Source organism: Luteimonas changyuni (assembly GCF_039548395.1).
GTDB lineage: Bacteria > Pseudomonadota > Gammaproteobacteria > Xanthomonadales > Xanthomonadaceae > Luteimonas.
Genome location: NZ_JBCLUZ010000034.1, coordinates 16,916 through 41,953 on the forward strand (window position 1 = coordinate 16,916; position 25,038 = coordinate 41,953).

General features: G+C 68.0%; 27 protein-coding genes and 1 pseudogene. 10 read left to right on the forward strand and 18 right to left on the reverse strand.

Features of this window, described 5'->3' with window-relative positions:
- The first annotated feature begins 331 nt into the window (after positions 1 to 331).
- From WCD84_RS12095 to WCD84_RS12105, 3 genes are read left to right on the forward strand one after another with little or no spacing between them, the layout of a single operon-like run.
- The gene (locus tag WCD84_RS12095) at positions 332 to 2,056 is read left to right on the forward strand and encodes a CHASE2 domain-containing protein (protein WP_343281504.1); all 1,725 of its coding nucleotides are present in this window, start codon (positions 332 to 334) and stop codon (positions 2,054 to 2,056) included.
- Positions 2,057 to 2,065: 9 nt separating this feature from the next.
- Positions 2,066 to 2,506: a hypothetical protein gene (locus WCD84_RS12100; RefSeq protein WP_343281505.1), complete on the forward strand. Its 441-nt coding sequence runs from the start codon at positions 2,066 to 2,068 to the stop codon at positions 2,504 to 2,506.
- A 1-nt stretch (position 2,507) separates the two neighbouring features.
- Positions 2,508 to 3,989 carry a M48 family metalloprotease gene (locus WCD84_RS12105; RefSeq protein ID WP_343281506.1) on the forward strand — a complete coding sequence of 494 codons (1,482 nt, stop codon included), beginning with the start codon at positions 2,508 to 2,510 and terminating at the stop codon, positions 3,987 to 3,989.
- Here WCD84_RS12105 and WCD84_RS12110 read toward each other — a convergent pair.
- Positions 3,983 to 4,987 carry an NAD-dependent epimerase gene (locus WCD84_RS12110; RefSeq protein ID WP_343281507.1) on the reverse strand — a complete coding sequence of 335 codons (1,005 nt, stop codon included), beginning with the start codon at positions 4,985 to 4,987 and terminating at the stop codon, positions 3,983 to 3,985. The genes WCD84_RS12105 and WCD84_RS12110 overlap by 7 nt on opposite strands.
- Before the next feature lie 160 nt (positions 4,988 to 5,147).
- Here WCD84_RS12110 and WCD84_RS12115 point away from each other — a divergent pair, with 160 nt between their 5' ends.
- Together WCD84_RS12115 and ligD are read left to right on the forward strand one after the other, a co-directional pair.
- The gene (locus WCD84_RS12115; protein ID WP_343255330.1) at positions 5,148 to 5,390 is read left to right on the forward strand and encodes a hypothetical protein; all 243 of its coding nucleotides are present in this window, start codon (positions 5,148 to 5,150) and stop codon (positions 5,388 to 5,390) included.
- A gap of 173 nt (positions 5,391 to 5,563) precedes the next feature.
- Entirely contained in the window at positions 5,564 to 8,140 is a 2,577-nt protein-coding gene (gene ligD / locus WCD84_RS12120; protein ID WP_343281508.1) for a DNA ligase D, read from the forward strand.
- Between the two features lie 29 nt (positions 8,141 to 8,169).
- Here the strand turns inward: ligD and WCD84_RS12125 are convergent, their stop codons facing one another.
- Together WCD84_RS12125 and WCD84_RS12130 are read right to left on the reverse strand one after the other, a co-directional pair.
- A complete protein-coding gene (locus WCD84_RS12125; RefSeq protein ID WP_343281509.1) occupies positions 8,170 to 8,769 on the reverse strand; it encodes a DNA-3-methyladenine glycosylase in 600 nt (199 codons plus the stop codon).
- Between the two features lie 183 nt (positions 8,770 to 8,952).
- Positions 8,953 to 9,510 carry a DUF488 domain-containing protein gene (locus tag WCD84_RS12130; protein ID WP_343281510.1) on the reverse strand — a complete coding sequence of 186 codons (558 nt, stop codon included), beginning with the start codon at positions 9,508 to 9,510 and terminating at the stop codon, positions 8,953 to 8,955.
- 141 nt (positions 9,511 to 9,651) lie between these two features.
- Here WCD84_RS12130 and WCD84_RS12135 point away from each other — a divergent pair, with 141 nt between their 5' ends.
- The 4 genes and pseudogenes from WCD84_RS12135 (at position 9,652) to WCD84_RS12150 (ending at position 12,165) form a co-directional block, all read left to right on the forward strand.
- Complete coding sequence (locus WCD84_RS12135) at positions 9,652 to 10,212, forward strand: DUF2058 domain-containing protein (RefSeq protein ID WP_343281511.1); 561 nt, start codon at positions 9,652 to 9,654, stop codon at positions 10,210 to 10,212.
- Between the two features lie 86 nt (positions 10,213 to 10,298).
- Positions 10,299 to 10,499: pseudogene (locus tag WCD84_RS12140) on the forward strand (fasciclin domain-containing protein); the annotation flags it as partial.
- Positions 10,500 to 10,537: 38 nt separating this feature from the next.
- Entirely contained in the window at positions 10,538 to 10,744 is a 207-nt protein-coding gene (locus tag WCD84_RS12145) for a DUF378 domain-containing protein (RefSeq protein ID WP_343281512.1), read from the forward strand.
- Complete coding sequence (locus WCD84_RS12150; protein WP_343281513.1) at positions 10,741 to 12,165, forward strand: cryptochrome/photolyase family protein; 1,425 nt, start codon at positions 10,741 to 10,743, stop codon at positions 12,163 to 12,165. The genes WCD84_RS12145 and WCD84_RS12150 overlap by 4 nt, the downstream gene beginning before the upstream one ends.
- A gap of 15 nt (positions 12,166 to 12,180) precedes the next feature.
- Here WCD84_RS12150 and WCD84_RS12155 read toward each other — a convergent pair whose 3' ends face one another.
- The 5 genes from WCD84_RS12155 to WCD84_RS12175 all read right to left on the reverse strand — a co-directional run bounded on the left by WCD84_RS12155 (position 12,181) and on the right by WCD84_RS12175 (position 15,982).
- A complete protein-coding gene (locus WCD84_RS12155; protein WP_343255323.1) occupies positions 12,181 to 13,461 on the reverse strand; it encodes a type II toxin-antitoxin system HipA family toxin in 1,281 nt (426 codons plus the stop codon).
- On the reverse strand, positions 13,458 to 13,775 hold the full coding sequence (locus WCD84_RS12160; protein WP_343255322.1) for a helix-turn-helix transcriptional regulator: 318 nt from the start codon (positions 13,773 to 13,775) through the stop codon (positions 13,458 to 13,460). Before WCD84_RS12160 ends, WCD84_RS12155 begins: the two co-directional genes overlap by 4 nt.
- 186 nt (positions 13,776 to 13,961) lie before the next feature.
- Complete coding sequence (locus WCD84_RS12165; RefSeq protein WP_343281514.1) at positions 13,962 to 15,314, reverse strand: phosphomannomutase; 1,353 nt, start codon at positions 15,312 to 15,314, stop codon at positions 13,962 to 13,964.
- Between the two features lie 39 nt (positions 15,315 to 15,353).
- The gene (locus WCD84_RS12170) at positions 15,354 to 15,740 is read right to left on the reverse strand and encodes a type II toxin-antitoxin system VapC family toxin (RefSeq protein WP_343281515.1); all 387 of its coding nucleotides are present in this window, start codon (positions 15,738 to 15,740) and stop codon (positions 15,354 to 15,356) included.
- Positions 15,737 to 15,982, reverse strand: a complete 246-nt coding sequence (locus WCD84_RS12175) for a type II toxin-antitoxin system Phd/YefM family antitoxin (protein WP_343281516.1) — start codon at positions 15,980 to 15,982, stop codon at positions 15,737 to 15,739. The genes WCD84_RS12170 and WCD84_RS12175 overlap by 4 nt, the downstream gene beginning before the upstream one ends.
- Before the next feature lie 625 nt (positions 15,983 to 16,607).
- Here WCD84_RS12175 and WCD84_RS12180 point away from each other — a divergent pair.
- A complete protein-coding gene (locus tag WCD84_RS12180; protein WP_343281517.1) occupies positions 16,608 to 17,108 on the forward strand; it encodes a hypothetical protein in 501 nt (166 codons plus the stop codon).
- An 81-nt stretch (positions 17,109 to 17,189) separates the two neighbouring features.
- Here WCD84_RS12180 and WCD84_RS12185 read toward each other — a convergent pair whose 3' ends face one another.
- The 10 genes from WCD84_RS12185 to WCD84_RS12230 form a co-directional block, all read right to left on the reverse strand.
- Positions 17,190 to 17,720, reverse strand: coding sequence for an outer membrane beta-barrel protein (locus tag WCD84_RS12185; protein WP_343281518.1), 531 nt, complete (start codon positions 17,718 to 17,720; stop codon positions 17,190 to 17,192).
- 124 nt (positions 17,721 to 17,844) lie between these two features.
- Complete coding sequence (locus tag WCD84_RS12190) at positions 17,845 to 17,970, reverse strand: excalibur calcium-binding domain-containing protein (protein ID WP_343255317.1); 126 nt, start codon at positions 17,968 to 17,970, stop codon at positions 17,845 to 17,847.
- Positions 17,971 to 18,894 carry an SOS response-associated peptidase family protein gene (locus WCD84_RS12195; protein WP_343281519.1) on the reverse strand — a complete coding sequence of 308 codons (924 nt, stop codon included), beginning with the start codon at positions 18,892 to 18,894 and terminating at the stop codon, positions 17,971 to 17,973.
- 34 nt (positions 18,895 to 18,928) lie between these two features.
- Positions 18,929 to 19,411: a VanZ family protein gene (locus WCD84_RS12200; RefSeq protein ID WP_343281520.1), complete on the reverse strand. Its 483-nt coding sequence runs from the start codon at positions 19,409 to 19,411 to the stop codon at positions 18,929 to 18,931.
- Between the two features lie 30 nt (positions 19,412 to 19,441).
- Positions 19,442 to 20,020 (reverse strand): GNAT family N-acetyltransferase, encoded by a 579-nt coding sequence (locus WCD84_RS12205; RefSeq protein ID WP_343281521.1) that lies wholly within the window; start codon positions 20,018 to 20,020, stop codon positions 19,442 to 19,444.
- Positions 20,017 to 20,739 (reverse strand): sugar transferase, encoded by a 723-nt coding sequence (locus WCD84_RS12210; RefSeq protein ID WP_343281522.1) that lies wholly within the window; start codon positions 20,737 to 20,739, stop codon positions 20,017 to 20,019. Before WCD84_RS12210 ends, WCD84_RS12205 begins: the two co-directional genes overlap by 4 nt.
- Before the next feature lies 1 nt (position 20,740).
- Positions 20,741 to 21,928, reverse strand: a complete 1,188-nt coding sequence (locus tag WCD84_RS12215; RefSeq protein WP_343281523.1) for a UDP-N-acetylglucosamine 4,6-dehydratase — start codon at positions 21,926 to 21,928, stop codon at positions 20,741 to 20,743.
- Positions 21,925 to 23,103, reverse strand: a complete 1,179-nt coding sequence (locus WCD84_RS12220) for a LegC family aminotransferase (protein WP_343281524.1) — start codon at positions 23,101 to 23,103, stop codon at positions 21,925 to 21,927. Before WCD84_RS12220 ends, WCD84_RS12215 begins: the two co-directional genes overlap by 4 nt.
- Positions 23,100 to 24,269: a glycosyltransferase family 4 protein gene (locus tag WCD84_RS12225; RefSeq protein WP_343281525.1), complete on the reverse strand. Its 1,170-nt coding sequence runs from the start codon at positions 24,267 to 24,269 to the stop codon at positions 23,100 to 23,102. The genes WCD84_RS12220 and WCD84_RS12225 overlap by 4 nt, the downstream gene beginning before the upstream one ends.
- The coding region (locus WCD84_RS12230) for a hypothetical protein (RefSeq protein ID WP_343281526.1) at positions 24,269 to 25,038 on the reverse strand (770 nt) is incomplete at its 5' end. The genes WCD84_RS12230 and WCD84_RS12225, both read right to left, overlap by 1 nt.

Here is a 25,038-nt window from a genome sequence, read left to right on the forward strand (position 1 = left end):
CAAGCAACAAACGGGCCAACACTGTCGGCACCTGCGGACGGGGACGACGTACGAAGCCCGGCAACCCGACCAAGCTGCCATCCCGGCGATGCACACGGCGTGAGAAAGCGCGCCAAGTGCTTCATGCTACAGCCTTGCTGCGCCGCAGCAAAGCTACCGACGCGTATGGGCACCCAGTGCCGCCAAGCGCGCCTGGCGGGTAAAAAAACGGCACCGGCCGGCGCCGCCACAGGCGCCAGCCCCCGCCTCCGGCCGCGGGCGCACGCGCTGCGTTGGCATGCTTCCTGCTGAAACCCCGTTGGGCCAAGAGGGCCCGCCGGGGATACGGCCGATGTCGAACGGAAGCGACCAAGGGCAGGACACTCCCAAGGGGAAGGCGCGCGCGCCGCGGCGGCCGCGTCGCCTGCTGAGCGGCCTGCGCCGCCGGCTGCATGCGCTTGCCCGGCGCTGCCTCCCGCGCGAGCCCGCTGCCGACGGCCTTCGCGGCGTTCCGGAGATGGTCGCCGGCTGGCTGGGGACCCTGGACGCATGGCTCCAGCGGCTGACCGCGGGTCCGCCGCCGCGCCAGGCACCACTGCCACTGCCGCCCCACGACCCGCAGCCGCCGCACGAGCGCGCGCACGCCCTCGCCGCGCTCCGCCGCAACGTCTCCATCGCGCTCGCCGCATTCCTGGTGATGTTCGTGGGCGCCGGGATCCTCAGCTGGCTGGACCCCTTCGGCCTTGAGCGCAACTCGCAGGCCTATTCCGAACGCCTGAACGCGCGCGTGGAGGCGCCGTTCTACGACTCCACCGCCCAGGGCGACATCGTCGTGGTGCTGGTCACGCGCGATACCCTGGAGCAGCGTGGCTTCGCGTGGCCGCCGCGCTACGAGTACTACGCCGAGGTCGTGAACCGCATCCTCTCGCACGCGCCGCGTGCGCTCTATGTCGACGTGCTGGCCCGCCACGAGCGCGACTACGACAACAGCCTGGACTATGCGAACAAGGAGATCTCGCGGGCCAGCGACGCGTCAGGCGTGCCGGTGATCTTCGCGACCGAAACGCCCGGAGCGCCCTCGCTGTTCTCCAACACGCGCGGCGTGAGCGTGGCACCGATGGCCTGGCAGGCCGCGGACAGCGATTACCCTCTGCGCCTGGCCCCGGGAAACGTCGTGCCCTGGGGGACCGCGCAGCCGGCCGCCGATGCCTGCGACTTCGATTCCGTCGCCCTGCGCCTGTACCGCCACGCCTGCCCGGGCCTGCTGCCGGCGGCCCGGGCCTGCCCCGGCTATGGCCCGCAGGCCGCGTTGCCGCCCCTGCCCGGCTGCAACATCGCCGCCGGTACCGCCGCGCTGCCCGAGCCCGTCCCGCACCTGGTCGTGCAGTGGGGCCTCCAGCGTCCATGGCACGACGCCGCGCCGGACGGCTGGCAGCCCGCCTGTGCCCGGGCGGAGGCCGCGCCGGGTGTGGGCTGGCGCATCGGCGCCGCGCTCAAGGCGCTGCGCCACAGCTTCTTTTCCGGCCGCGACAGCGAAGCCGAGGCCAGCACGCGCGAACGCTGCCCGTACACGCTCACCGTCACCGAGCACGAGCTCGAACACCTGCCCGCCGACGTCCTGTCCGACCGCATCGTCATCCTCGGCGTCAACCTGCCCGGGCTGGAAGACAGCGTGGCAACACCGGTCCACGGCCGCCTGCCCGGCGCGTACCTGCACGCCATGGCCCTGGACAACCTCATGCACCAGGGCGCCGGGTACCGCCACCGGGACGGCCGCACCGCCCGCTGGGTGAGCATGCTGGCCGGCTTCGCGCTGTGCCTGCTGCTGGCCATGGTGCTGCGCTCGCGCATCGGCGGCCGGCCGACGGCCCGGCGCCTGGCCCTGGCCGGTCTCGCGCTGCTGCTCGCCGTGCTGACCAGCTACCTGCTGGGCACGGTGTTCCACCTGCCGGCGCCCAACTGGCTGGCCGGCTTCGCGCTCTTCGTGCTGGCCGCGCGCAGGGTCATTAAGACGATGACCTCGCCGCCCGCGCCAGCGCCGCCCGCAGTCCCGCCCGCATCCACCACACCGCCCTGAGAGGACGCCATGGATACCAGCACTTCGATCCCTTCGCCCACCCTGCCGCTGTTGGCCATCGCGCTCGCGCTCCTGCTCGCGGCGCCCGTGCAGGTGCACGCCGCCGACCCGTCCGCTGCAGGCGACGCGGCGCTGGGCTCGCCGCCTGCCCAGCCCACCAGCGTCGTCCGCCTCCGCCGCGCCCAGGCCAACCGCTTCAACGTCGAAGAGGGCCGCTTCCGGCGTGGCGACGCGCTCGATCCCGCGCAGCTCCCGCTGCCGGCCCGCGTCGCCCTGGTGTCGCCGCGCGGCTATGTCCAGGTGGAAGGCCCCTCGGGCCCGCTGTGGCTCGACGCCATGGACGTGGTGCAGGACCCGCCGCCGGGGGTGAAGGCGCGCTGCCTGGGCTCGGTGTCGGCGCACCCCACGCGCAAGGTGGCAGGCGTCTCGGGCGCCGGCGAGGACTGCTGACATGCGCCGGCAGCGCGCGTTCGCCCTGGCCCTGGCCGCCTGCCTGCTGCTGCCGGTGGCGGCGCAGGCGCAGTGGAAGATCGGCGGCAAGACCATCACCCGCGACCAGATGGCCCAGGCCAGGGCGCTGTGGATCACCGGCAGCGAGGTCCTGAACCCGCAGGAGATCCCGGACACCTGGCAGGCCATGCGCCAGACCTACGGCGTGCTCGGCAACGAGCAGCTGGACGCGCAGCTCAACGGCGTCCTCGAGCGCCTGCAGTCGACCTGGCACGAGCCGCCGCCCCCGGCGCGCGTGTACGCCACGCCCGACCCCGCCTTCCGCGCCTTCGCCACCACCGATGGCGGCATCATCATCGCCGCCGGCATGCTCGCCAGCATGGAGTCGGAGGACGAACTCGCCGCCCTGATCGCGCACGAATACGCCCACCTGCTGCTCGGTCACAACGCGCCCAGCCTGCTCGAAACCACCGCGCTCAAGTTCGGCGGCGCCGCCGACACCTACCTGGGCATGCGCCACGGCGCGCTGCGCGGCGACCCCAGCCAGGCGCTGGTGCGCGACATGCTGGCAAGGCACCTGGTGGCCGAAGGCATGCAGACCGCGCTGGCGCCCGCACGCAGCCGCAAGGACGAGACCAGCGCCGATGCGCTGGCCGCCGACCTGCTGCTGGCCGCGGGCTACAGCCCCGTGGGCCTGGCCGACATGCTCGGCCGCATGGAGGCCTGGGAGGCGCGGCTGCAGGCAACCCGCGAGGAGCAGGAGCAGCGCCAGACCTCGCTGCAGGTGGTGCTGACCGCGCATGCCACCGACAGCCGGATGGACGGCAGCGCCAGCGGCGACCGCAACAAGCTGATCGCGGCCGGCCTGGGCGGCGCGTTCAACAAGCTCGGGGAAGGCATCAAGCGCCTGCGCCGCCAGCACGACACCGCCGACCTGCGCCTGGACAAGGTCCTGGCGCACCTGGACAAGGCCCATCCCGACCACGAACGCCCCGAACTCCGGCCCCTGCCCTGGGCAGGCAATGCCGGCATCGCCAGCCTGCTGTCAGGCGTCGACGAGGTGCACCAGCTGATGCGCCAGGTCGAGGAAGGCGACAGCGGCGCCGCCACCGCCACCGCCGCGCGCGTGCGCAGCGGCCCGGCCGCGAACACGCCCTATGCGCGTTCGGCGCTGCTGTTCCTGCCGGATAATCGCCGGCGCGACTGGGAGGCCAGCGCGGTCGCCGAGCTCACCCGGCCCGATTCGCTGTACCGGACCCATTTCATGGCCCTGGACCGCATGGCCGAATCGAGCAGCCAGCGCGCCCTGGAGGCGCTGGAGGTCAGCCGCGCCAGCCTCGGCGATACCGATGAACTGCTTCCGCACAGCGTGCGCCTGAACCGCAAGGCCGGGAAGCGCGACGCGGCCTCGGACTACGCGCTGCGCTGCCAGGCCACCGGCGACGAAGCCCTGCAGCGGGCCTGCGCCGAAAGCGCTCAGTAGTAGTCGCGGTACCAGCGCACGAAGTTGGCCACGCCCTCTTCCACGCCGACGCTGGGCCGGTAGCCCACGCCTTCCACCAGCGCCGACACGTCGGCCTCGGTGTCGGGCACGTCGCCGGCCTGCAGCGGCAGCAGCTCCATCACCGCCTTCTTGCCCAGGCAGTCTTCAAGCACTTCGATGTAGCGCAATAGCTCCACCGGCTGCTCATTGCCGATGTTGTAGATCCGGTACGGCGCCACGCCGCTGGTGCCCGGATCCGGCGCCTTGCCGTTCCATGCCGGATCGGCCGCGGCCGGGCGGTCCAGCACGCGCACCACGCCTTCAACGATGTCGTCGACATAGGTGAAGCTGCGGCGGTGGTGGCCGTGGTTGAAGACCTTGATCGGCTCGCCGGCCAGGATCGCCTTGGTGAACAGGAACAGCGCCATGTCCGGCCGACCCCAGGGCCCGTACACGGTGAAGAAGCGCAGCCCGGTGCAGGGCACGCCGTACAGGTGCGCATACGAATGCGCCATCGACTCGTTGGCCTTCTTGGTGGCCGCGTACAGCGTCAGCGGATGCTCGGTGCCCTGGTGCTCGTTGAAGGGCATGTCCAGGTTGGCGCCGTAGACCGAACTCGTGGACGCGAACACCAGGTGCTCCACCCCGTGGTGCCGGCAGCCCTCGAGGATGTGCAGGGTGCCGGTGACGTTGCTGGACACGTACACGTGCGGGTTCTCTGCCGCATAGCGCACGCCGGCCTGCGCCGCCAGGTGCACCACCCGGTCGGGCCGGTGCCTGGCGAAGGTGTCTTCCACCGCCGCGCGGTCGGCCAGGTCGGCCTGCACGTGGGTGTAGCCCGGGTGGTCCTTGAAGCGCGCCAGCCGCGCCTGCTTCAGGGTGACGTCGTAGTAGTCGTTGAGGTTGTCGAAGCCGATGACCTCGTCGCCGCGCGCCAGCAGCACCTGCGCGACATGACTGCCGATGAAGCCGGCAGTGCCGGTGACGAGAACCTTCATGCCAAATACCCGGAGACGGAAAGCCGAAATGATACCCGCGCGCACACCCGCGGACACGATACGCCCGGCCCATTGGCACTGGAACACGGCGCGCGTTCACCCCACCCTGCCCGTCCAGGCCGCACCATTCGCGGCATCACACACACGTTGGAGCAGTTACATGGCAAATGGACAGGGTTCCACCGGCAACATCATCGCGGCCATCTGCAGCCTCATCGTGCCGGGCCTGGGCCAGCTGGTGCAGGGGCGCGTGATGTCGGCCATCGTCTGGTTCGTCGCCGGCTGCATCGCCGGGGCCATCACCTGGCTGCTGACCCTGTCGCTGTTCCCCTTCGGCTGGTTCGTGGTCAGCCTGTTCTCGTGCATCAGCGCCGCGCTGTACCGGCGTCCGCTCGCGCAGTAGCGCACCAGGGTCGCTCAGCGGCCCCGGGGACGCCGCCGTACATGTGGCCGTAGCCGAACAGCGCCGCCGGCGGCTTCTTTGGGAGCGCGCGGTCGCAGCTGTAGCTGCTCCTACAGGATGTTCACGGGTCCGGGGACATGGTTTGGGGACTTCATTGCACGGGGTGGAACGGCATGAGCCTGGTCGAGTACCGCCGCAAGCGGAGCTTCGACAAGACCCGCGAACCCGAACCGGGCAAGCCGCTGCCGCGCGGCAAGCGGGCGATTTTCGTGGTGCAGCTGCACCACGCCAGCCGGCGGCACTACGACTTCCGGCTGCAGGTCGGCGACGCGCTGAAAAGCTGGGCGGTGCCGAAGGGCCCGAGCTACGACCCCGCGGTGAAGCGTATGGCGATCGAGGTGGAAGACCATCCGGTCGACTACGCCGGATTCGAGGGGGAGATTCCCAAGGGCGAGTACGGCGGCGGCCACGTCGCGCGCTTCGACCACGGCGTCTGGTCCACCGAGGGCGATCCGGAAGCGCAGCTCGCCAAGGGCCACCTGCGCTTCGAACTCTTCGGCGACAAGCTCAAGGGCGGCTGGCACCTGGTGCGCTCCGGCAAGCCCGCGCGCCAGCCGCAGTGGCTGCTGTTCAAGGACAAGGACGCCTGGGCCGGCGAGCTTGAGGCCGATGACCTGCTGGCCGACGTCACCGCCGCGCCGTCCGCCGACGTCAAGCGCGCCGGCGCCGGCAAGGCCGCGAAGAAGAAGCTCGCCAGCGTGCCCGCGGCGCGCAAGGGACGGCGCAGGGACTGGGCGAAGAAGGCGCTCGCGCTGACGAAGGCCAAGCGCGGCAAGGCGCCCGAGGGCCCCTTCGAACCGCAGCTCGCGAAGCTGCACGAATCACCGCCCGAAGGCGAACAGTGGCTGCACGAGATCAAATGGGACGGCTACCGGATCCTGGCCACGATCGCCGGTGGCGAGGTGCGCCTGTGGTCGCGCAATGCGCTTGAGTGGACGCAGAAGCTGCCCGAGATCCGCGCCGCCATCGAATCACTGCGCCTGGAGTCCGCCGCGCTTGATGGCGAGCTCATCGCCGGCGGCGGTACCAAGGACGACTTCAACCTGCTGCAGGCCACCCTGTCCGGCGAGCGCCAGGGCAGCCTCGCGTATGCGCTCTTCGACCTGCTGCACCTGGACGGCGTGGACGTCTCCGCGGCGCCGCTGGTCGAGCGCAAGGAACTGCTGAAAGAACTGCTGCAGGGCGCCGCCGGCCACCTCGCCTACAGCTCGCACACCGTGGGCGACGGCGAACGCGCGTTCGAGCTCGCCGGCGACAACGATTTCGAAGGCATCATCTCCAAGCGCGGCGACCGCCCGCACCATCCCGGGCGCAGCGACGAGTGGCGCAAGGCCAAGCGCCTGAAAAGCGACGAGTTCGCCGTGGTCGGCTACACCCAGCCCAAGGGCAGCCGCACCGGCTTCGGCTCGCTGCTGCTGGCAAGGCCCGATGCCGAACACGGCTGGCTGTACGTCGGCCGCGTTGGCAGCGGCTTCAACGACGCCCTGATGGCCGAAGTAACCGCCAAGCTGCCCAAGCGCGGCAGCAAGGAGCCGACCGCACACATCGGCACCACCGACACCGACCTGCGCAGCGCCACCTGGTTCGCCCCCCGTTTCGTGGTGGACGTCTTCTACCGCGGCATCGGCCGCCAGCAGCTGCTGCGCCAACCCTCGCTCAAGGCGGTTCGCATGGACAAGGACATCGAAGACCTGACCGACAGTGATCGCAGCCCGGGCAAAGACAAGGGCAAGGACAAGGGCAAGGGCAAGGCCACCACAGCCAAGGCCAAAAAGTCCCCTGTGGGAGCGGCTACAGCCGCGATCCCGCCAACCCGCAGCCCCCCCACCCTCTCCAGCCCCACCAAGCTCATCTACTCCGACATCCGCGCCACCAAACAGGATGTCTGGGACTACTACAGCGCCGTGATGGACCACATCCTCCCGGAAGTCGCCGGCCGGCCCGTCTCCGTGATCCGCTGCCCCGCCGGCACCGACAAGACCTGCTTCTTCCAGAAGCACCTCACCGCCGGCCTCGAACTCGTCTCCACCCAGCGCCTGAAGGAAGAAAGCGGCAACAACGCCGACTACCTGGTCATCGAAGACGCCGCCGGCCTGCTTGAGCTCGTGCAGTTCAACGCCATCGAGTTCCACCCCTGGGGCGCCTTCGCCGACACCCCCGACACCGCCGACCGCGTCGTGTTCGACCTCGACCCCGGCCCCGGCGTGTCGTTTCCCGAAATCAAATCCGCCGCCACCCACATCCGCAAGCTGCTGCAGCAGATGGAACTCGAATCCTTCCTGCGCGTATCCGGCGGCAAGGGCCTGCACGTGGTGGTGCCGCTGAATCCCGGCTGCGACTGGGACCTCACCAGGCGCTTCGCCCAGGGCTTCGCGCAGGCGCTGGCGCAGAGCGAACCGGAACGCTTCGTCGCCACCGCCACCAAGAGCAAGCGCAACAAACGCATCTTCGTCGACTACCTGCGCAACGGCCGCGGCGCGACCGCCGTGGCCTCCTACTCCCTGCGCGCCCGCCCCCGCGCGCCCGTGGCCATGCCGATCATGTGGAGCGCCCTGGGCAAGCTGAAGCGCCCCGACGCCTTCACCCTCCGCGACGTACCCGCCATGCTGAAGCGGCGGCGCAAGGACCCCTGGGCCGGGATCGACGCAATCAAGCAGAACCTCGCGCGCTGGAGCGAAAGCGCAGAGTAACGAGGAGCCCGCAAAAAAAAGCGGGAAAACTACGCGATTCGTCGAGCGGACACGTGCAGGTTTCCCGGCACATGGAAGCGCCAGGGCAGTTCGATCGCCTTGCTGATCCCGACACGCGGCCCGGTGGCCGGTTCCTGCGGCGGCGGCGTGCCATCGTCCACGATCGCCACGCCCTGCGCGCCCGTGACCAGGTCGGCGCCGTCCTGCTCGCGGGTCAGGCCCATGGCCTGCGAGAGCTTCCCCGGTCCGCTGGCCAGGTCGCGGTCGCGGCGTGCCGCCGGGCGCAGCGCACGCATCGCATCCAGCCCGCGCAGCGGCTCCATGCCCCGCAGCAGCACGCCCCAACCCACGCCGGGCTCGCCGCAGACCGCGTTCGAGCCCCAGTGCATGCCGTAGGTGAAGTAGACATACAGATGCCCCGGCTCGCCAAACATCGTCGCGTTGCGCGCCGTCTGCCCGCGGAACGAATGCGCCGCCGCGTCCTCGCTGCCGGCGTAGGCCTCCACCTCCACGATGCGCCCCGCGCGCCCGTCGGCGCGCACCAGGATCTTGTTCAGCAGTTCCGGCGCCACCAGCGCCGGATGCCGCCGATAGAAGTCCCGCGCGAGTGTCTTCCAGGAGTCGTCCACGCCCCTATTCTGCCAAAGAGCCGCGCCGCAGGACCCGCTTTGTGCCGGACAGGGCCGCCTTTATGCCGGAGCGGACCCGGGTTTGTAGGAGCAGCTATAGCTGCGACCTGCTGCGACCCGCATCGGCAGACCGGATCGCAGCTATAGCTGCTCCTACAAGAGCCGGTGTTGGGCGGTCGGTGGTCACGCGGGATCGAACAGGCCGGCCTGCGCGGGCGGGTAGATCAGCAGATCGCCGCTGGGCCGGGCGTCGGGGTGCATCGGATGCGGCTGGACGTGCGTCGCATCGATGATGTGCAGCACCTCGCCGCCGCGGTGCGTCAGCACGTCGGCCACCAGCCGCCGGTGGCAGCGCCACCACACCGCTTCGGCACACATCAGCGCCGTGCGCGTGCGCGACGCCATTTCCAGCGCAAATGCCAGCCCTTCGGCGAATTCCGCGCTGGCCAGGTGGTCCGCATAGCCCTGGAAGGACGCATTGCGCCAGGCGCCGTTGGGCGAACCCGGCTGCACCTTGCGCCGGCCACCCAGCTGCGGAAGCCACTGATAGCCGAACCCTGCGGCGGGCAGCGCCCTGGCCATCTCTTCGCTGGCGAACCAGGGATAACGGCGTGAGCCCGGAAAGCGCCGCACGTCGGCGATGGCACCGATGTCCTGCGCCGCCAGCACGGCCAGGAAGTCCTCCCAGCTGCGCGTCGAGTGGCCCACGGTCCATACCGTGGGCAAGGACGCATCAGTCATTGGCCGAATGGCGTGTTGCATGGCGCCATTACACAAAAAGGCGCGTCGGCATCGTGTGTGGCTGCCCGCGCACCCACTCGATGGGCAAAGCCGCCTGCCGGCCCACTATCATGGCCGGGCACCCCCACCGGACAAGACGACATGGCCAAGGCGAATCCACTGCAGGAACAGCTGCTGAAAGCGGGCCTGGTCAAGAAATCCAAGGTGGCCGAAATCGCGCGCGAGCAGCACGTGGCCCGTCACGCCAGGGCCGCCGCCGCGGCCGCGCCCAGTGACGCCGCGCTGGACGCCGAGCGCACCCGTGCGGAAAAGGCCGAACGCGACCGCAGCCTTGCCGCCGAGCGCAAAGCCCAGGCCCGCACCGGCGAACTGCGCGCCCAGGCCCGACAGATCATCGAAGACAAGAAAGTGCCGCGCGCCGGCGACAGCGAGTACCGCTTCAACGCCGACGGCGCCATCCGCACCCTGCTCATCAACGACGAACAGCGCCGCCTGCTGGCCTCTGGCGCGCTGGTCATCGCCTGCCTGGGCGATCGCCACGAACTCCTGCCGCGCGCCGCGGCCGACAAGGTCCACGAACGCTACCCCGACATGATCGTGCTCGACCACGGCCAGACGGCCGGCACCGAGCCCGCCGCCTCAAGCTCCGAAGACGACGCCTACTACGCGCAGTTTCAGGTGCCAGACGACCTGGTCTGGTAGGCCAACGACGCCAGCGAGGCCGCCTCCACCACCGCGCGCACGCGCGCACGCCCCAGCGGCTTTGACGGGCCGGCCAGTTCAACACCCTGGCCGCGGCCCTCACCGCCGCCGGCCTGGTCGACACCCTCAAGGGCGACGGTCCGTTCACCGTGTTCGCGCCCACCGACGCCGCCTTCGCCGCGCTGCCCGCGGGCACCGTGGACGAGCTGCTGAAGCCCGAAAGCAAGGACCAGCTGGTCGCCATCCTCACCTACCACGTCGTTGCCGGCAGCTATCCTGCGGCCGCGTCGCCACGCTCCCACGTCATCGACAAGGTGCTGATGCCATGAAGGCCCTCGACATCGTGACCCTGCTGCTGGTGATCGTCGGCGGCATCAACTGGGGCCTCGTGGGCGCCGCGCAGTTCGACCTGGTGGCCGCGATCTTCGGCGGCCAGGACGCGATGCTGGCGCGCATCGTCTACGTGCTGGTGGGCCTCTCGGCGCTGTACCAGATCGTGCCCCTGCTGCGGACGATCAACCGCCCCGGATGACGGCTACCGCGCTCATCTGGTTCCGCGACGACCTGCGGCTGCGGGACAACCCCGCGCTGCAGGCGGCGCTGGACGCCGACCTCGCGCCGCTCCCGGTGTACATCCACGCCCCGCACGAAGACGGGGCGTGGGCACCGGGCGCGGCGTCGGACACGTGGCGGCACCGCGCCCTGCACGCACTCGACGCCGACCTGCGCGAGCGCGGCTCGCGCCTGCACGTGTTCGCCGGCGACAGCCTGGCCGTGCTGCAGTCCATCGCCGACGCCACCGGCGCCGCCGCGGTGTTCTGGAACCGCCGCCACGAACCCGCCATCGACGCCCGCGACACCCGCATCCGCCGCGCGCTGCGCTCGGCCGGCCTCCGTGCCGAAGCCTGGAACGGCAGCCTCTTGTTCGAACCCTGGCAGGTCGAAACCCGCGGCGGCGACCCCTTCCGCGTCTTCACCCCGTTCTGGAACGCCGCCCAGCGCGCCTGGAACCCGCGCGCGCCCCGGCCCGCGCCCGACACTCTGCCACCGGCCGCAGCGCTGCGCGACGAAACCACCATCGACGCCCTCGCGCTGCAGCCCACCCGTGGCTGGGACGCCGGTTTCTGGCAGCGGTGGACGCCCGGCGAACGCGGCGCCGATGCCGCCCTGCGCGTCTTCATCGCCGACGGCCTGCAGGACTACAGCGCCGGCCGCGACCTGCCCGCCGCCAGCCTGACCTCGCGGCTCTCGCCGCACCTGCACTTCGGCGAAATCAGCCCCTGGCGCATCGTTGCCGAACTCGCCGCCGCCGGCGCGCCCGAAGAGCGCAGCGCCTACGTCCGCCAGCTCGCCTGGCGCGAATTCGCCCAGCACGTGCTGCACCACTTCCCCCACACCACCGACGCCAACTTCAACCCGCGTTTCAACGACTTTCCCTGGGCCGCGGCCGATCCGCAGCTGCTGCACGCGTGGCAGCGCGGCCGCACCGGCGTGCCCCTGGTCGACGCCGGCATGCGCGAACTTTGGGCCACCGGCTGGATGCACAACCGCGTGCGCATGGTCGCGGCCAGCTTCCTGGGCAAGCACCTGCGCATGCATTGGCTGCACGGCGCCCGCTGGTTCTGGGACACCCTGGTCGACGCCGACCTCGCCAACAACACCCTCGGCTGGCAGTGGGTCGCCGGCACCGGCGTCGACGCCGCACCCTACTTCCGCATCTTCAACCCCGTGCTGCAGGCACGGAAGTTCGATCCCCAAGGCGAATACATCGCGCGCTGGATCCCGGAGCTGCGCGGCCTGCCGCCAGCTGCGCGCCATGCGCCGTGGCTTGCAACAAGTGCCGAGCGCGCCGCCACGGGCGACTACCCCGCAAGCCCCATCGTCGACCTGGCCGAAGCCCGCACCGCAGCGCTTGCCGCGCTGAAGCCCGGCAACCCCACCGCTGATCCGTAATCGGTGCCCCTGCAATCAGCGGGTAGGGTCGATGACAGCCTCCATTCCCGCGATCTCCGCGGCATGCGCACCGCACCTGCGCGCCGTGCCTTGCCAGCCACTCAACGCCGCGCGCACTTCCGAGATTATTCCGTCGGCCGCCGCCTTCGACAGGCGGTAATAGTCGTGGGTTCCAAGTAGCAAGCGCGTATCCGGGCTCGGGTCGTCCAGACCGATGGCCAGCACGTGTGCGTCTTTGTCCGGATTCGGGTTCACGTCGAACGCCGGCGACAGACGCCAGCCATCTGGTTCGCGCAGAAAGCCGTGGTTACGCAGGTGATCGTCACGGTTGCCGACCAACACGTTGAACGCCACGCGGCGGAACAGCTGGCTCAAGTCCTCTTCAATCGCTGCCGGCACACCCTGGTTCTCGATCGCGTGCGCCAGTTCCACATAGCTCACGCCCTCGCTGTGGTCCGCGTCGAGGAGGGTGAATGCGGACGCATAGGCCCGCCGCCCCGGCCCCCGGTCGAAACGCTGCACGGCGTAGGTCGTGCCGAGTCCCGACAGCACCAGCGGCCGCGCCGCCGGCATGCTGATCCCCGCGGCCCGTGCCAGATGATGGCAGACGAATTCCCAAAGCCCGACGTCATGGCGATCATCGCTGGACGGAAATTTGGCGAGCCACAGCGCACCATCAGGGTCGCGCACGCTGGCTTTTGGCCTCGCTCCACCCAGCGATGCGCCTGGCGCGACCAGCTGCTTGATCCACCGGATGTCGTAATCGCTGTCGTCAACGTCACCTCGCTCCACGCGCACGGCAATCGCTTCCAGCTCGCGAAGATCCGCCATCGGTGGCGCGCTCAGCCCATGGTCGTCCAGATACCGGCCGCCTTCTTCGCGAAAGCGCAGCGCGCCCATCCTGGATTCGTCATTGACCCCAAGCAGGTAGTCCCAGGCACGGAGTGCGCGCGCCCGACGCCCCTCCTCGCGCGCGATGATGACTTCGCGCCGATCCATGAGGCGCTTGCCCCAGCGGTCGGGCGAACAATCGAGGAAAGCCCCGACCAGATCGCCGGCGCCACTGCGTGCGATCAAGGTACCCTGGTGCCTCGGTAGCTGCGGATCCAGGTCGAAGCTGCGGATCGGCCCACTGCGCTCGATCCAGTCGGCCACGTACTGGAAATGGATCGTGTCGCCGGTGCGGCTGGGCCTGCGGGCCAAGTGGCCGACCAGGGCCGCTCCACCAAGCACGGCATCGTCCAGCCAGACCTCCACCTGATCGACGGTATTCGCGGCCACGCCTGACACATTCATGTCAGGCCTCCGCCTGTGCCACCGGGTCGCCGAAGGCGGCTGTCCTGCAGCTCCCGGCCCAGCGCGTCCTCCTTGGCCAACAGGTCGATGTCCCGGTCCAGACCCAGCGCGGTCAGCACGCGGAGCATGGTCGACAGACTCGTGGTGGGGTCACCGCTCTCCAGTTTCGCCAAGGTCGGGACACTCACGCCCACCCTGGCGGCCAGATCGGCCTGTGTCATCTCGCGACGCAGGCGCGCCGCGCGCAGCCGCTCACCCAGCAGTCGGACTTGGCGCTGGGCGCGGGGCATCACAGGAGGCGTGCGCTTGGCCATACAAAATTAAATTACTCTTGTCAGTCTTAAATGCAAGTTAATTTTGTATTTTATGCCTTTGTGTGGGAGCGGCGATAGCCGCCCTCATCATGGCGGGAAGGCATTCGCGGCTATAGCCGCTCCCACAAAAGCTGCTCCCACAAAAGCCGCTCCCACCCCGGCCTGTCTGTCAGCACCCGTGAACCATCAGGCCTCCATCAACTCCCTGATCTCCGCCACGCGCTCGGCAACCAGCGCCGCATTGCCGCGCGACTCCACGTTCAAGCGCACCAGCGGCTCGGTGTTCGAGCTGCGCAGGTTGAACCGCCACTCGCCAAAGTCGGCCGACAGGCCATCGGTATGGTCCAGCACCGGATCCAGCGGCGCGTAGCGTGCCAGCACCGCCGCGATCGCCGCCGGCGCGTCGGTCACGGTGAAGTTGACCTCGCCGCTGCACGGGAACTTGCGCATCCGGTCCTCCACCAGCTCCGCCAGCGACAGTCCGCTGCTGGAAATCAGCGACGCGATCAAGAGCCACGGCACCATGCCCGAATCGCAGAACGCGAAGTCGCGGAAGTAATGGTGCGCGCTCATCTCGCCGCCGTAGATCGCATCCTCGGCGCGCATGCGCTCCTTGATGAAGGCATGCCCGGTCTTGCTGACCACCGGCACGCCGCCGGCCTGCTGCACCATCTCGATGGTGTTCCAGACCAGGCGCGGATCGTGGATCACCTTGCCACCCTGGTGCTTGGCCAGCAGCGCCTTCGCCAGCAGCCCCACCAGGTAATAGCCCTCGATGAAGCGGCCGTCGGCATCGAAGAAGAAGCAGCGGTCGAAGTCGCCGTCCCAGGCCACGCCCAGGTCCGCACCGTGCGCACGTACCGCGTCCGCGGTGGCCGCGCGGCTGTCGGGCAGCAGCGGATTGGGGATGCCGTGCGGGAAGCTGCCGTCGGGCTCGTGGTGCACGCGGATGAACTCGAACGGCAGGTGCGGCGCCAGCCCGTCGATCACCGCGCCGGCGCCGCCGTTGCCGGCGTTGGTCACGATCTTCAAGGGCTTCAGCGCCACGCCTTCAACGTAGCCCAGCAGGCGCTGGAAGTACGCCGACTTGTCGCCCATCGCGCGCTCGCCGCCGCGCGTGGCCGCAGCCGCCGGCGCATCGGCGGCCAGCGCCGCGTCGCGGATCGTGAACAGCCCGGTGTCGCCGCTGATCGGGCGCGCGCCCTCGCGCACCAGCTTCATGCCGTTGTAGTCCATCGGATTGTGGCTGGCGGTCACCATCACCCCGCCGGCCGCGCCCAGCGCATCGGTCTGGAAATAGACCTCCTCTGTGCCGCACAGGCCGATGTCGATCACGTCGCGGCCCGCGTCGCGGAAGCCGCCGGCCAGCGCCGCCTGCAGCGCCGGGCTGCTCAGGCGGACGTCGCGGCCGAGCACGACCGGGCCCGGCTGCAGCAGGTCTGACATGGCCATGCCGATGCGGGCGGCCAGGGATTCGTCGAGTTCATCGGGTACACGGCCGCGGATGTCGTAGGCCTTGAATGCTTTGTGGGAGGTCAAAGAGAAATCCTCGGTGTAATTGGGAGAAGCCGGAACCCTTCAAACTCCGCGGATCGGCCCCGGGTACTGGAGCACCACCGGATCAGCGGTCAGCAGAGTGATGCCTTCCACCTGCGCCTGAGCAACGAGCAGGCGGTCGAACGGGTCGCGATGGATCGGCGGCAGGGTACCAGTGGCCACGGCGTGCTCGCTGACGATCGGCAGTTCCACGTAGCCGTTGTCCAGCAACCCGCGGCGCAGAACTCCCGGCTCCACGTCGAAATCAGGCCGCCCCAGGTTGGCCTTGATCGCAACCTCCCACAAGCTGGCAGCGCTGAACAACAGGGTGTTGCTGGCGTCTTCCAGAAGGGTGCGCGCCTTTTTCGGGAGCCGCTTTGGCTCGGCGGCCGCCCAGAGCAAGAGGTGGGTATCGAGCAGGTACTTCATGCCGGCATGCCGAACAGCGCGGCGATCTCGTCCTCGCCCATGCGGTCGAAGTCGTCCGGCACTGAGAAAGCACCCTGCAAGAATCCAAGCCGCTGGACTTCCCCGGCTTCCGGCGCGCCTATCCGCATCACCTTCACCACCGGCTTGCCCGCCTTGGCAATGACCACGGTTTCGCCCGCCGCTACCCGCTCCACGATGCGCGAAAGGTGGGTCTTGGCTTCGTGGATGTTGACGGTGGACATGGCGGGCCTCTGATTAGGACTAAGCTAATCTAGTCTAGTCAAAATCAACCCTGCGCTCAAGTCGCTCGCCGAGCCCGCCGATGCCCACCTTCCCCCGTTTCATCACCTACGGGTACGCTGCGCTCAAACCTCGGGGGGAAGGCAAGTGGCGATCAGTGTCCTGGCGACGTCTGCAATCTCCGTCCTTGTGGCTTGCGCGCTTGCCGTGGACGGACCAGATGGCTTGGCCTTCCTGGTCTTCCTCGTGTTGCATGTTGTGAGCTGGCAGTCTGCGAAGCGCCTTCGCACGTGAGGATGTATGCATAGGCACGCTCCAACTCGGGCGTCTGCGAGCGCGGCGGCCACGGCCATCGCGACGCTCCTCCTGACCGTTGGCTGCGTATCGACGCGTCCGTTTCAGGCCGTGCCCGAAGGGTCTCCACCTCTCGCACGCGAAGGAATGCATGGGGTGCTTGTCATGCGCCCAGGTCGCCCGTTCTGGCAGGTGTACAGCTACTTCCACCTTCCCGGCGACGGCGGCATCGCCAGATTTCTCCCTGTGGCCAAGTGTGCGGACAGGAGGGTGTCCATCCGGATGGGAGAAGACATCAGTGACCATGGCCCTCTTCTTGCGGAGGCCTGCAGAGTGGCCAGCCGCAGCCTGGATTATCTTGATGCCACCGGGGGCGACCATGCGTCCATCGGCTTGCGGGTCCAACTTCATGTCGTTCCGGGCGACAAGGCCGCCTGGCGCCGATCGGTGGCCCTGTCCCGGCATCCCCGCATCTCCCTCGCCGTGCCCTTGTTCGATGACCGCCAGCGGACGCTTTCGCTGGTTGCGGAGATCGTTGCGCACGAAGGCAGCCATATCCTCGACCATGCGCGCGGCGTTGACGAGCCGGCGGGAATGGAGGCCGAAGTCCGGGCCCATCGCCATGCCTTGTGCGCACAGCTCGTGAGTCTGGGTCGGCTGCACAGCCTGGGTTTGCCTTCCTTTGTGCTCAACACCGGCATCGAGTCGATAGGGCGAAGCACACAAGCCGGCCGCACGGTGTTCGAGGAGACTTTCCCGCTCCTGCAGGATGGATGGATCGTTGCCGGAACTCCGGCGGCGGACACGATCATGCGGCGCTGCGGGGGAGGCTGATCGGCAGGGTCCACGCCAACTCCAAACGCAAGCAGGCCGGGAATTCCCGGCCTGCTGTCCTGCTGTGATGCCCGCTGGGGATCAGAAATCGAAGCGCACCTGCACCTGCGCCAGGTCCACGTCCACGTCGTCCATCTCGAAGCGGCTGTACTCACCGCGCAGCGCGAAGGTGTCGGTGAAGCGGTACTGCAGGCCCAGGCCGTAGGTCGGGTCGGTGCCGTCGTCCGAAAAGCTGCCGATGCCGGCCGCGCGGGCGTCGGCGTCCCAGCTGTGCATACCAGCCTTCGCGTAGCCCGAGAACTTGTCAGTGAAGGGCACCGTGCCGACCGCGACCAGCGACACCGTGTCGGCTTCCAGCGAAGCCACGTTGCCGTACTCGATCTTGCCGAAGTCGGTGTAGCCCAGTTCGAAGCCCCAGTTCGGGTGCAGCTGGTAGCCGCCGAAGACCTGGAAGCCGGTTTCTTCTTCGTCAATCACGCCTTCGTCGATCGACGACTGGCCAACGCCGGCGCCGGCATACCAGCCGACGGGCTCCGCGGCCTGGGCGCCGAAGGACAGCGCGCCGAGGGCGGCGGCAAGGACGGTACCGGTAAGCAGCTTGGTGGTGTTCATGGTTGGAGCTCCTGTGTTCTGTGAGTCACATCCCAGAACATGGAGGCCTCACATCCGGAACGAAGTCATGAAATCGTCACGAACCGTTCCACCAGTCGACTTTCCTTTTACCGCGGCGTTGCGTCTACCTGCCGCGATACGGCTCGCATCCCACGCCATCGTTGTCGCGGTCCAGATGCGGGCCATAGCCGGGCTCGCCGCGCCGGACCGGAGCCGCGCCCGCGGCCCGGGCTTCTGCGCAGTTGGCCACTCACGCCGCTTCGCGATGCGCGTAATACGGCCGCTCCCGGTCATCCAGGATCGCGTGCAGCGCCGCCAGGTTCCCCGCATCCGGCGTCAGCCAGGCCTCCAGGTTCTGCTGCCTGATCGGCACGATGCAGCGGTCATGCCCCGCCGCGGCCACTTCGGCCTGCGGCTCGTCGGTGATGGCGGCGAAGGAGTACAGCTCCGAGCCGTCCTGTTCCGTGGTGCGCGTCCACAGGCAGGCGGCGATCATGTCGCGGCCGTCGCTGGGCCGGAACTCAAGCACTTGGTCCTGGCCGCCGCGGTCGACGTGCTCGTAGAAGGCGCTGGCCACCATCACGCCGTGGCCGTGGCCGAAGACCTTGCCCCAGGACTTCTCCAGCTTGTCGCGGCGGGCGTTGTAGGTGCCGGGATACTTGCGCTCGATGGCCTCGGTCCAGTCGGGCAGCCGGCACTGGTAGCGCATGAGGCGCGCGACGTAGCGGCCGTACTCGCGGATGACGACCGGACACCAGTAGCCCGGATAGATGCGGCCGACGCCGGCATCGGCCGGCGGCTTGCGGAGTTCCTCCAGGCGACGCATCGCGGCTTCGACCTTGCCGGTGCCGATGCGGATGTCCTCGCGCGCCTTCTTCGTCTCCCGGGCCTGCAGTGAACGCTCTGCGTCTGCCACGCGCTTGCGCTGGGCGAAGACGAGCTGGGTCAGCTGGTCGATCTCGGCCTGGTCGGCGGCGCGCACCGCGGCGGCGATGCCAGGCGGTGCGAGCGCCATGGCCTCGCGCTCGACCGCGCGGGGCATCCTGCGGCGCTTGCCGGGGTCCTTGCCCTTGCGGATCCAGAATTCCTCGACGTACCAGTCGGGGTCGATCCTGACGCCGAGGATACGTTCGAGTTTGCGGATTTCGGCGTAGACGAGGGCCGAATAGCACATGGGTCGCTCCTCGGTTGCGTGGCGGTGCGCGCCGTCAGGGTGCCATGTTGCCCCTGTTGCGGCGTGGGCGCGTCAAGGCCATGCCCGCAATCGCCAGCAGCAGCCCGGCCATCCCGCCTGCAAGGTTGAGCAGCACGTCATCAAGACGTGGCTCCCGGGCCGGAGCAAGCCCCTGCGCCACTTCCGCCGCAACCGCCAGCACCACCACCAGCCCCCAGGCCTTCCATCCCCGCATGTCCGGGCGTGCGAGCCACAGCAGCAAACCCAGCCACACAAAAATGAAGAAGTGGGTCAGCTCGGAAATGTCCCAGGGGGTCAGGCCTGCAAGCGCCCTGAGCGAGCGGATGCCGTCCTTGCCCACGAGTCCCGTGATCTGTTCGCCGGGCATGAAGAGCAGACCCGAGACCAGCACCGCTGAGCCGAACACCAGCAGCCTCGCCAGTCCGCTGGCGCGCCATGCCAGCGCCAGGCCCACGGCCAGGGCCAGCACGGCAAGCAGCACGTCAGTCAGCTGCATGGCGGCCTCGCACGCCGCATGGCGCCCACGTCAGGCGCGATGCACATACACCGTCGACGCCTCGCCCGCGTGCACCTCGACCTCACCAACGGGAGTCGCACCCATCCGCCGATAAAACCGGTGCGCAGGCGCCAATGGGGCCCCGACGATGATCCGGAAGGCGTCAACGCCCTGCCCGCGAAAACGCTCGGCCATCCGCGCGTAGAGACTGTCGGCGATGGCCTTGCCACGCCACTCGGGCGCGACCGCAAGACTCAACAGCTCTGCCTTGGGCGCATCAGCGGGCAGCCCGTTCTCGCCGGAATAGCGCAGGATCTCGATGATTCGCCGCAACTTCGCCGGCCGCGCCAGCGCCGGAACCAGCGCCAGGCCGAGCCTCAGCGGCTGCCGCAGCATCCGCCGGTAGATCGGGGCCATGCCGGTCCCACCAGTGATGAAGCCCGCCACCTGTCCGTCCCGCACCTCCGTGATGAGGATCGTTTCGTCGGCTCGGTCGATCGCCTCGTACATCTGGGCCAGGAAGCCCTCGCCCAGCGTGGCCAGGAAGCCCTGATCGAGGCAGCGCACATGCAGCGCTGCCACCTGGCGGTAGCGCTCGCGCGGTGTCATTCGGTGGCGGTTGCCGAAGCCGGCGAGGATGCAGCCGCGGGGGCGCCCACGGCACCGCCCGCGACCACCAGCTCGCGCGGCGGCATGGGCAAACCGCGGAACGCGCGCCAGAACACCGTCGAACCGGGCACCAGCACGACCCAAGCCGTCAGCACGATGCACTTGAGGTAGGTACCCAGCCCCTGGTTGGCGACATACCACTCTTCCAGCGCGCCCTTGTACGGCATGATCACGTCGTCGTAGAAGCGCTCGGGTTCGGCGCTGGCGTGCATCAGGTCTTCTTCGTCGCGGAAGACGATGGAGCCGATGCCGGACAGGCCGGGGCGCACTTTCATGATTTCGGCCTGCGACCGCGCCGGGAATGCATCGAAGCAACGCTGCGTCTGCGGGCGCGGGCCAACAATGCTCATGTCGCCCTTGAAGATGTTCAGCAGTTGCGGCAACTCGTTGATCTTGGTCTTGCGCAGGAAGCGGCCGATCGGCAGCACCCGCGGGTCGTTCTTCACCGTGACCGTGCCGGTGCCGAGGCTCGGGCTGTTCTTGAGCATGGTGGCGAACTTGTAAAGGCCGAACGTGCCGCCGCCCTGGCCGATGCGCTGCTGCACGTAGAACACCTCACCCTCGCCGGTCAGGCGCAGGATGATCGCGATGGGCACCAGCAAGGGGGATAGGACCAGCAATGCCAGCCCCGAGAAGACGATATCGAGCAAACGCTGCATGTCACATCCTGCTGTCGAGGTACTTTCCCGTTTCCTTGTGGGCGAAGTCGGGAATCATGTGGTTGAAGAGCTCCACGATCTCGGGCTTGTCCCAGGTCGCGCCTGAGCGGATCGTGTTGATCGTGGTCAGGAAATGCTCCAGTCGGGTGTCGTCGAACGTCGGCTCATTCAGGATCACGCCGATGTTCTCGAAGCGCTCCATGTCCAGCGTCTCGGCGTCGGTGAAGAACTCCTCGAAGTCCTTCTCACCCGTGGTGTCGCTGGCGAAGAAGTAGACCGGCCACTTCTTGGCTGCGATCAGCTCTTCCGCGCGGTCGCGCGCCTCATCCTCGCTCGCGCACTCGTGCGGCTCGAAGCCCAGCGACTCCAGGTAACGCACGGCGATGTCCGAGAATCGCGTCAGGTCCAGCTCTTCGCTGAGCTTCGGAAAAAAGATGTCCCGGTTGCCGCCAAGCAGGCACGAACTCAGGCACAGCTCCCCCGACTCCTGCGGCGTCACAAAGTACCGCCGCACGTCATTGGGCGCCGAAATCGGCTGCCGCTTCGCGAACCGCTGGTTGAACCCATGCAGCAGCGACCCATCCGAGAACGCCACGTTCGCAAACCGCGCCGTCGAAATCGGCAGCTCCAAGCTCGCGCGCATCAGGAACATCTCCATGATCCGCTTGCTGGCGCCCATCATGTTGACCGGGTTGGCGGCCTTGTCGGTGGACACGCAGAAGTACTTGCGCGCTCCGCCCGCCTGCGCCTGGGCGATGGTGCTGATGGTGTTGAGCACGTTCACCTCGATCAGCCGCATCAGGGTGAACGGGTCCTTCTCGCTGCGCACGTGCTTGAGCGCGGAGAGGTTGAGCACGTAGTCGTAGCCCTGCCCGGCCGCCATCAGCGCGGCGAACTCGCGGCTGCCGCAGTCGATGGCGAAGGTGCGGAAGTCGCCATCGATATAGCCCAGCGTGCTGCGGATGTCCCGCACCAGCTCGACCATGTTGTTTTCGCTGATGTCGACTACGTGCAGCGCACGCGGCTTGCGCTTGAAGATCTCGCGCGTGACCGCCTGGCCGATGGAGCCGGCGCCACCGATCACGAGGAAGCGACTGGATTGCACCAGGCCGGAGAGTTCGGCCTCGTGGTGCTGGATGTCGATGTCGAAGAGCGGCGCGGTGCGGCCGATCAGGTCAAGAATGTTCAAGCACGCAACCTCGGGAATTCGCTTTCAGGAACGCTGGACGGCAGATTCACCACCCGCGCCTCCAGCCATCGGGAGTTCTCCAGCCCGTCGTTCTGGCAGTGCTGGAACATGGGCAGGCGCGACATCAGGCGCCAGACAGGGCGGGTCATCACGTCACGGCTGTTGGTGTACTCCAACAGGGCGTCGCGGTCGGCCTCGGAGTCCAGCACGATGGCGTTCAACCAGTAGTTGGCCGTGGTGCCGGGCAGCGGGTCCACGAAGCGGACCTCCGTGCCGGCGAAGAACTCGCGGTAGCGCGCGGCGACCTCGGCCTTGATCTCCAGCATCTTCGGCACCTGCTCCATCTGCGCGCAGCCCAGTGCGGCGTTGAGGTTGGGCAGGCGGTAGTTGTAGCCGATCTCGTCGTGCACGAATTCGTAGGGATGTGGGACCTTGGCGGTGGTGGTCAGGTGCTTGGCCCGCCGCGCCAGCTCCTCGTCATCGGTGATGATCATGCCGCCGCCGCCGGTGGTGATGACCTTGTTGCCGTTGAAGCTGAGCGTGGCCAGGCGGCCGAAGGTGCCGGTGTGGCGGTCACCCACCCAGCTGCCCAAGGATTCGGCGGCATCCTCGACCACGGCAATGCCGTACTCGCCGCAGATCGCCACGATCTCCTCGATGCGCAGCGGAATGCCGAAGGTGTGCATGGGCACGCATGCGGAGATGCGCCGGCCGGTGCTGCGGTTCCAGGCCTGGCCGTCGCGCAGCTCGGCGTGTTCGGACAGCCAGCGGCGCAGCGCCTCCGGGCCAAGGCCCAGCGTGTCGAGATCGACATCCACGAACACGGGATGGGCGCCGACGTAGCTGAGCGCATTGCAGGTGGCGATGAAGGTGAGGGCCTGGGTGATGACCTCGTCGTCGCGCTGGACGTCGGCCAACTGCAGGGCAACGTGGAGGGCGGCGGTGCCGTTAACAGTGGCAATGGCGTACTTCGCGCCGGTGAAAGCTGCGATGTGCTGCTCGAACTCGATGACCTTCGCGCCCACGGAGGAGACGAAGTTTGAGTCGATGCAGTCGACCAGGTACTGCCGTTCGTTACCTTCGAAGACGGGGCGGTGAAGGGGGATGAAACCATCGCCGTGCGTCGAGCGCACCAGATCCACCACGGCCTGGAACTGTGCTGCCTGCTGCGTCACGCCTGCGCCTCCCCTTCCGTCCCGGCTCTGGTGATGCCCATCTCCCGCAACATCACCGCATTGACCTTGTGCACGTCGTACTTGTCCTCTGCAATCTGCCGTGACCGCCGCCCCATGCGCTGGGCGAGCGCTGGATCCTCGATGAACTTCAGCATGGCTTCCACCAGCGCATCCACCGACTGCACCGGGACCAGGAAACCATTGTCGCCGTCCATAACCGTCTCGCGACAACCCGGGGCATCGGTGGTGATGATAGGGCGGCCCATGGCCATGGCTTCCAGGACCGTGCGCGGGGTGCCTTCGCGGTAGGACGGCAGTACGTAGACCGTACTGGCTGCGATGGCCGGGCGTACGTCGTCCACCTTGCCGAGAAACTCGAGCGTGCCCTCAGCGACCCAAGCATCCAGCTCCGACTGGGCAATGGCATCTGGATTGCTGTCGATCCAGCCCACAACGTGGAATCGAACCTCCGGGTTCAAGGCCTTGACCTCGCGAGCCGCCTCTGCGAATTCGCGCACACCCTTGTCGCCCAGCAGGCGGCCGATCAACAGGAAGACGATGGGACTGCCAGGCAGCGACGCGACCGGGAAAGCCGCCACATCCACGCCTGAACCATTGACGACCATCGAAGGGGTCCGCGCCGGCGCGATACCCAGGTCCCGGAACAGCCGCTCGTCGTCAGGATTCTGGAAGAACACCATGTGGGTCCGGCCGAGTGCAAACCGATACAGACTGGTCACGACCCGCTTGACGATGCCCTGGCGATTACCGGTGAACGCATAGCCGAGTCCGGTCACCAGCGCGAAGCGCCTGGGGACGCCTGCCATCCAGGCCGCTATGGTCCCGTAGATCACGGGCTTGATCGTATAGGGCAGCACCACTGCGGGCCTTAGCTCCCGCATCAACCCACGGAGCGCAACGACCAATCGAATGTCCGCGATCGGATTCGTTCCAGTGCGGTTCAACGGGATGCAATGCAAGCCAATGCCCTTTGACGCTAGAGCTTCACGCAGCCCGGGCATGGTATCGACAGCCGGGGCCGCGATATGCACATCCCAGCCAGCAGCCACCATCGCCTCCAACAGTGGCCCGCGGAACTTGAGAATGGAATCCGGATAGCTGGCAACGACGAGAATACGCTGAGCCGAACTAGGCAGCGCACCCATCACGGTACCCGCGCAGCAAGGCTGTTTTTGACGATCCTGAACTTGCCACTCCGCTCACGAGGAATATCGTCAACGCGCTCAATACGGATAGACATGACCTTTCCCACGCGCACCCTCAAGGCCTCTTCAAACCGTCCGCTCTGCGCGTCATTAAAGCGCTGATCGCCTACCACTCGAACCAGAATGGAATCCACTTCGTCCTGCTGGATCTGGAACGAGACAATGCCTTCCACATCCTTGGTGCAATTGCTCAGGTTCCCAAGGTTGACTCGGCCGGTCTCCGGCGAGTAGACGAAATCACTTGTCCGTCCATCGATCCAGTCAACCAATGGAAAGTTCCAACCACACGTGCAACAGTCCTGGGGCGACGCCAATCGTAACCTGTCACCAATGCGGTACCGAATCAGAGGCGTCCCCCGGGTGGTGAAGGAGGTCACGACCATTTCGCCTTCGCGAGCTGGCGCCCCGTTCTCATCCAACACCTCGAACACCCCGGTCAGGGGGTGCGCATGCAAGCGACCGCTAGGGCACTCAAGAATGAATGGCGCACCTTCCGAGGACGCATACTGATCCACGAGCTTGCAGCCGAATACCTCGCCAATGACCTCGCGGTGGACAGGCAGAACAGTCTCGGCAGTCGGGAACATGACATCAACTTCCCAGTCCGCTTTGAGCCCCTTCTCCCGTGCAAACATCGCAATGTCCAGCACGCTGGACGGAAAGCCCACCATGAATCGGGGCTGAAATACCCGAAGGGCGTTCCAGTAGC

Coding starts and splice junctions, on each gene's coding strand:
- WCD84_RS12095 (WP_343281504.1), top strand. CDS start 332: ATGTCGAACGGAAGCGACCAAGGGCAGGACACTCCCAAGGGGAAGGCG.
- WCD84_RS12100 (WP_343281505.1), top strand. CDS start 2,066: ATGGATACCAGCACTTCGATCCCTTCGCCCACCCTGCCGCTGTTGGCC.
- WCD84_RS12105 (WP_343281506.1), top strand. CDS start 2,508: ATGCGCCGGCAGCGCGCGTTCGCCCTGGCCCTGGCCGCCTGCCTGCTG.
- WCD84_RS12110 (WP_343281507.1), bottom strand. CDS start 4,987: ATGAAGGTTCTCGTCACCGGCACTGCCGGCTTCATCGGCAGTCATGTC.
- WCD84_RS12115 (WP_343255330.1), top strand. CDS start 5,148: ATGGCAAATGGACAGGGTTCCACCGGCAACATCATCGCGGCCATCTGC.
- ligD (WP_343281508.1), top strand. CDS start 5,564: ATGAGCCTGGTCGAGTACCGCCGCAAGCGGAGCTTCGACAAGACCCGC.
- WCD84_RS12130 (WP_343281510.1), bottom strand. CDS start 9,510: ATGACTGATGCGTCCTTGCCCACGGTATGGACCGTGGGCCACTCGACG.
- WCD84_RS12135 (WP_343281511.1), top strand. CDS start 9,652: ATGGCCAAGGCGAATCCACTGCAGGAACAGCTGCTGAAAGCGGGCCTG.
- WCD84_RS12145 (WP_343281512.1), top strand. CDS start 10,538: ATGAAGGCCCTCGACATCGTGACCCTGCTGCTGGTGATCGTCGGCGGC.
- WCD84_RS12150 (WP_343281513.1), top strand. CDS start 10,741: ATGACGGCTACCGCGCTCATCTGGTTCCGCGACGACCTGCGGCTGCGG.
- WCD84_RS12155 (WP_343255323.1), bottom strand. CDS start 13,461: ATGAATGTGTCAGGCGTGGCCGCGAATACCGTCGATCAGGTGGAGGTC.
- WCD84_RS12160 (WP_343255322.1), bottom strand. CDS start 13,775: ATGGCCAAGCGCACGCCTCCTGTGATGCCCCGCGCCCAGCGCCAAGTC.
- WCD84_RS12170 (WP_343281515.1), bottom strand. CDS start 15,740: ATGAAGTACCTGCTCGATACCCACCTCTTGCTCTGGGCGGCCGCCGAG.
- WCD84_RS12175 (WP_343281516.1), bottom strand. CDS start 15,982: ATGTCCACCGTCAACATCCACGAAGCCAAGACCCACCTTTCGCGCATC.
- WCD84_RS12185 (WP_343281518.1), bottom strand. CDS start 17,720: ATGAACACCACCAAGCTGCTTACCGGTACCGTCCTTGCCGCCGCCCTC.
- WCD84_RS12195 (WP_343281519.1), bottom strand. CDS start 18,894: ATGTGCTATTCGGCCCTCGTCTACGCCGAAATCCGCAAACTCGAACGT.
- WCD84_RS12200 (WP_343281520.1), bottom strand. CDS start 19,411: ATGCAGCTGACTGACGTGCTGCTTGCCGTGCTGGCCCTGGCCGTGGGC.
- WCD84_RS12205 (WP_343281521.1), bottom strand. CDS start 20,020: ATGACACCGCGCGAGCGCTACCGCCAGGTGGCAGCGCTGCATGTGCGC.
- WCD84_RS12210 (WP_343281522.1), bottom strand. CDS start 20,739: ATGCAGCGTTTGCTCGATATCGTCTTCTCGGGGCTGGCATTGCTGGTC.
- WCD84_RS12225 (WP_343281525.1), bottom strand. CDS start 24,269: ATGGGTGCGCTGCCTAGTTCGGCTCAGCGTATTCTCGTCGTTGCCAGC.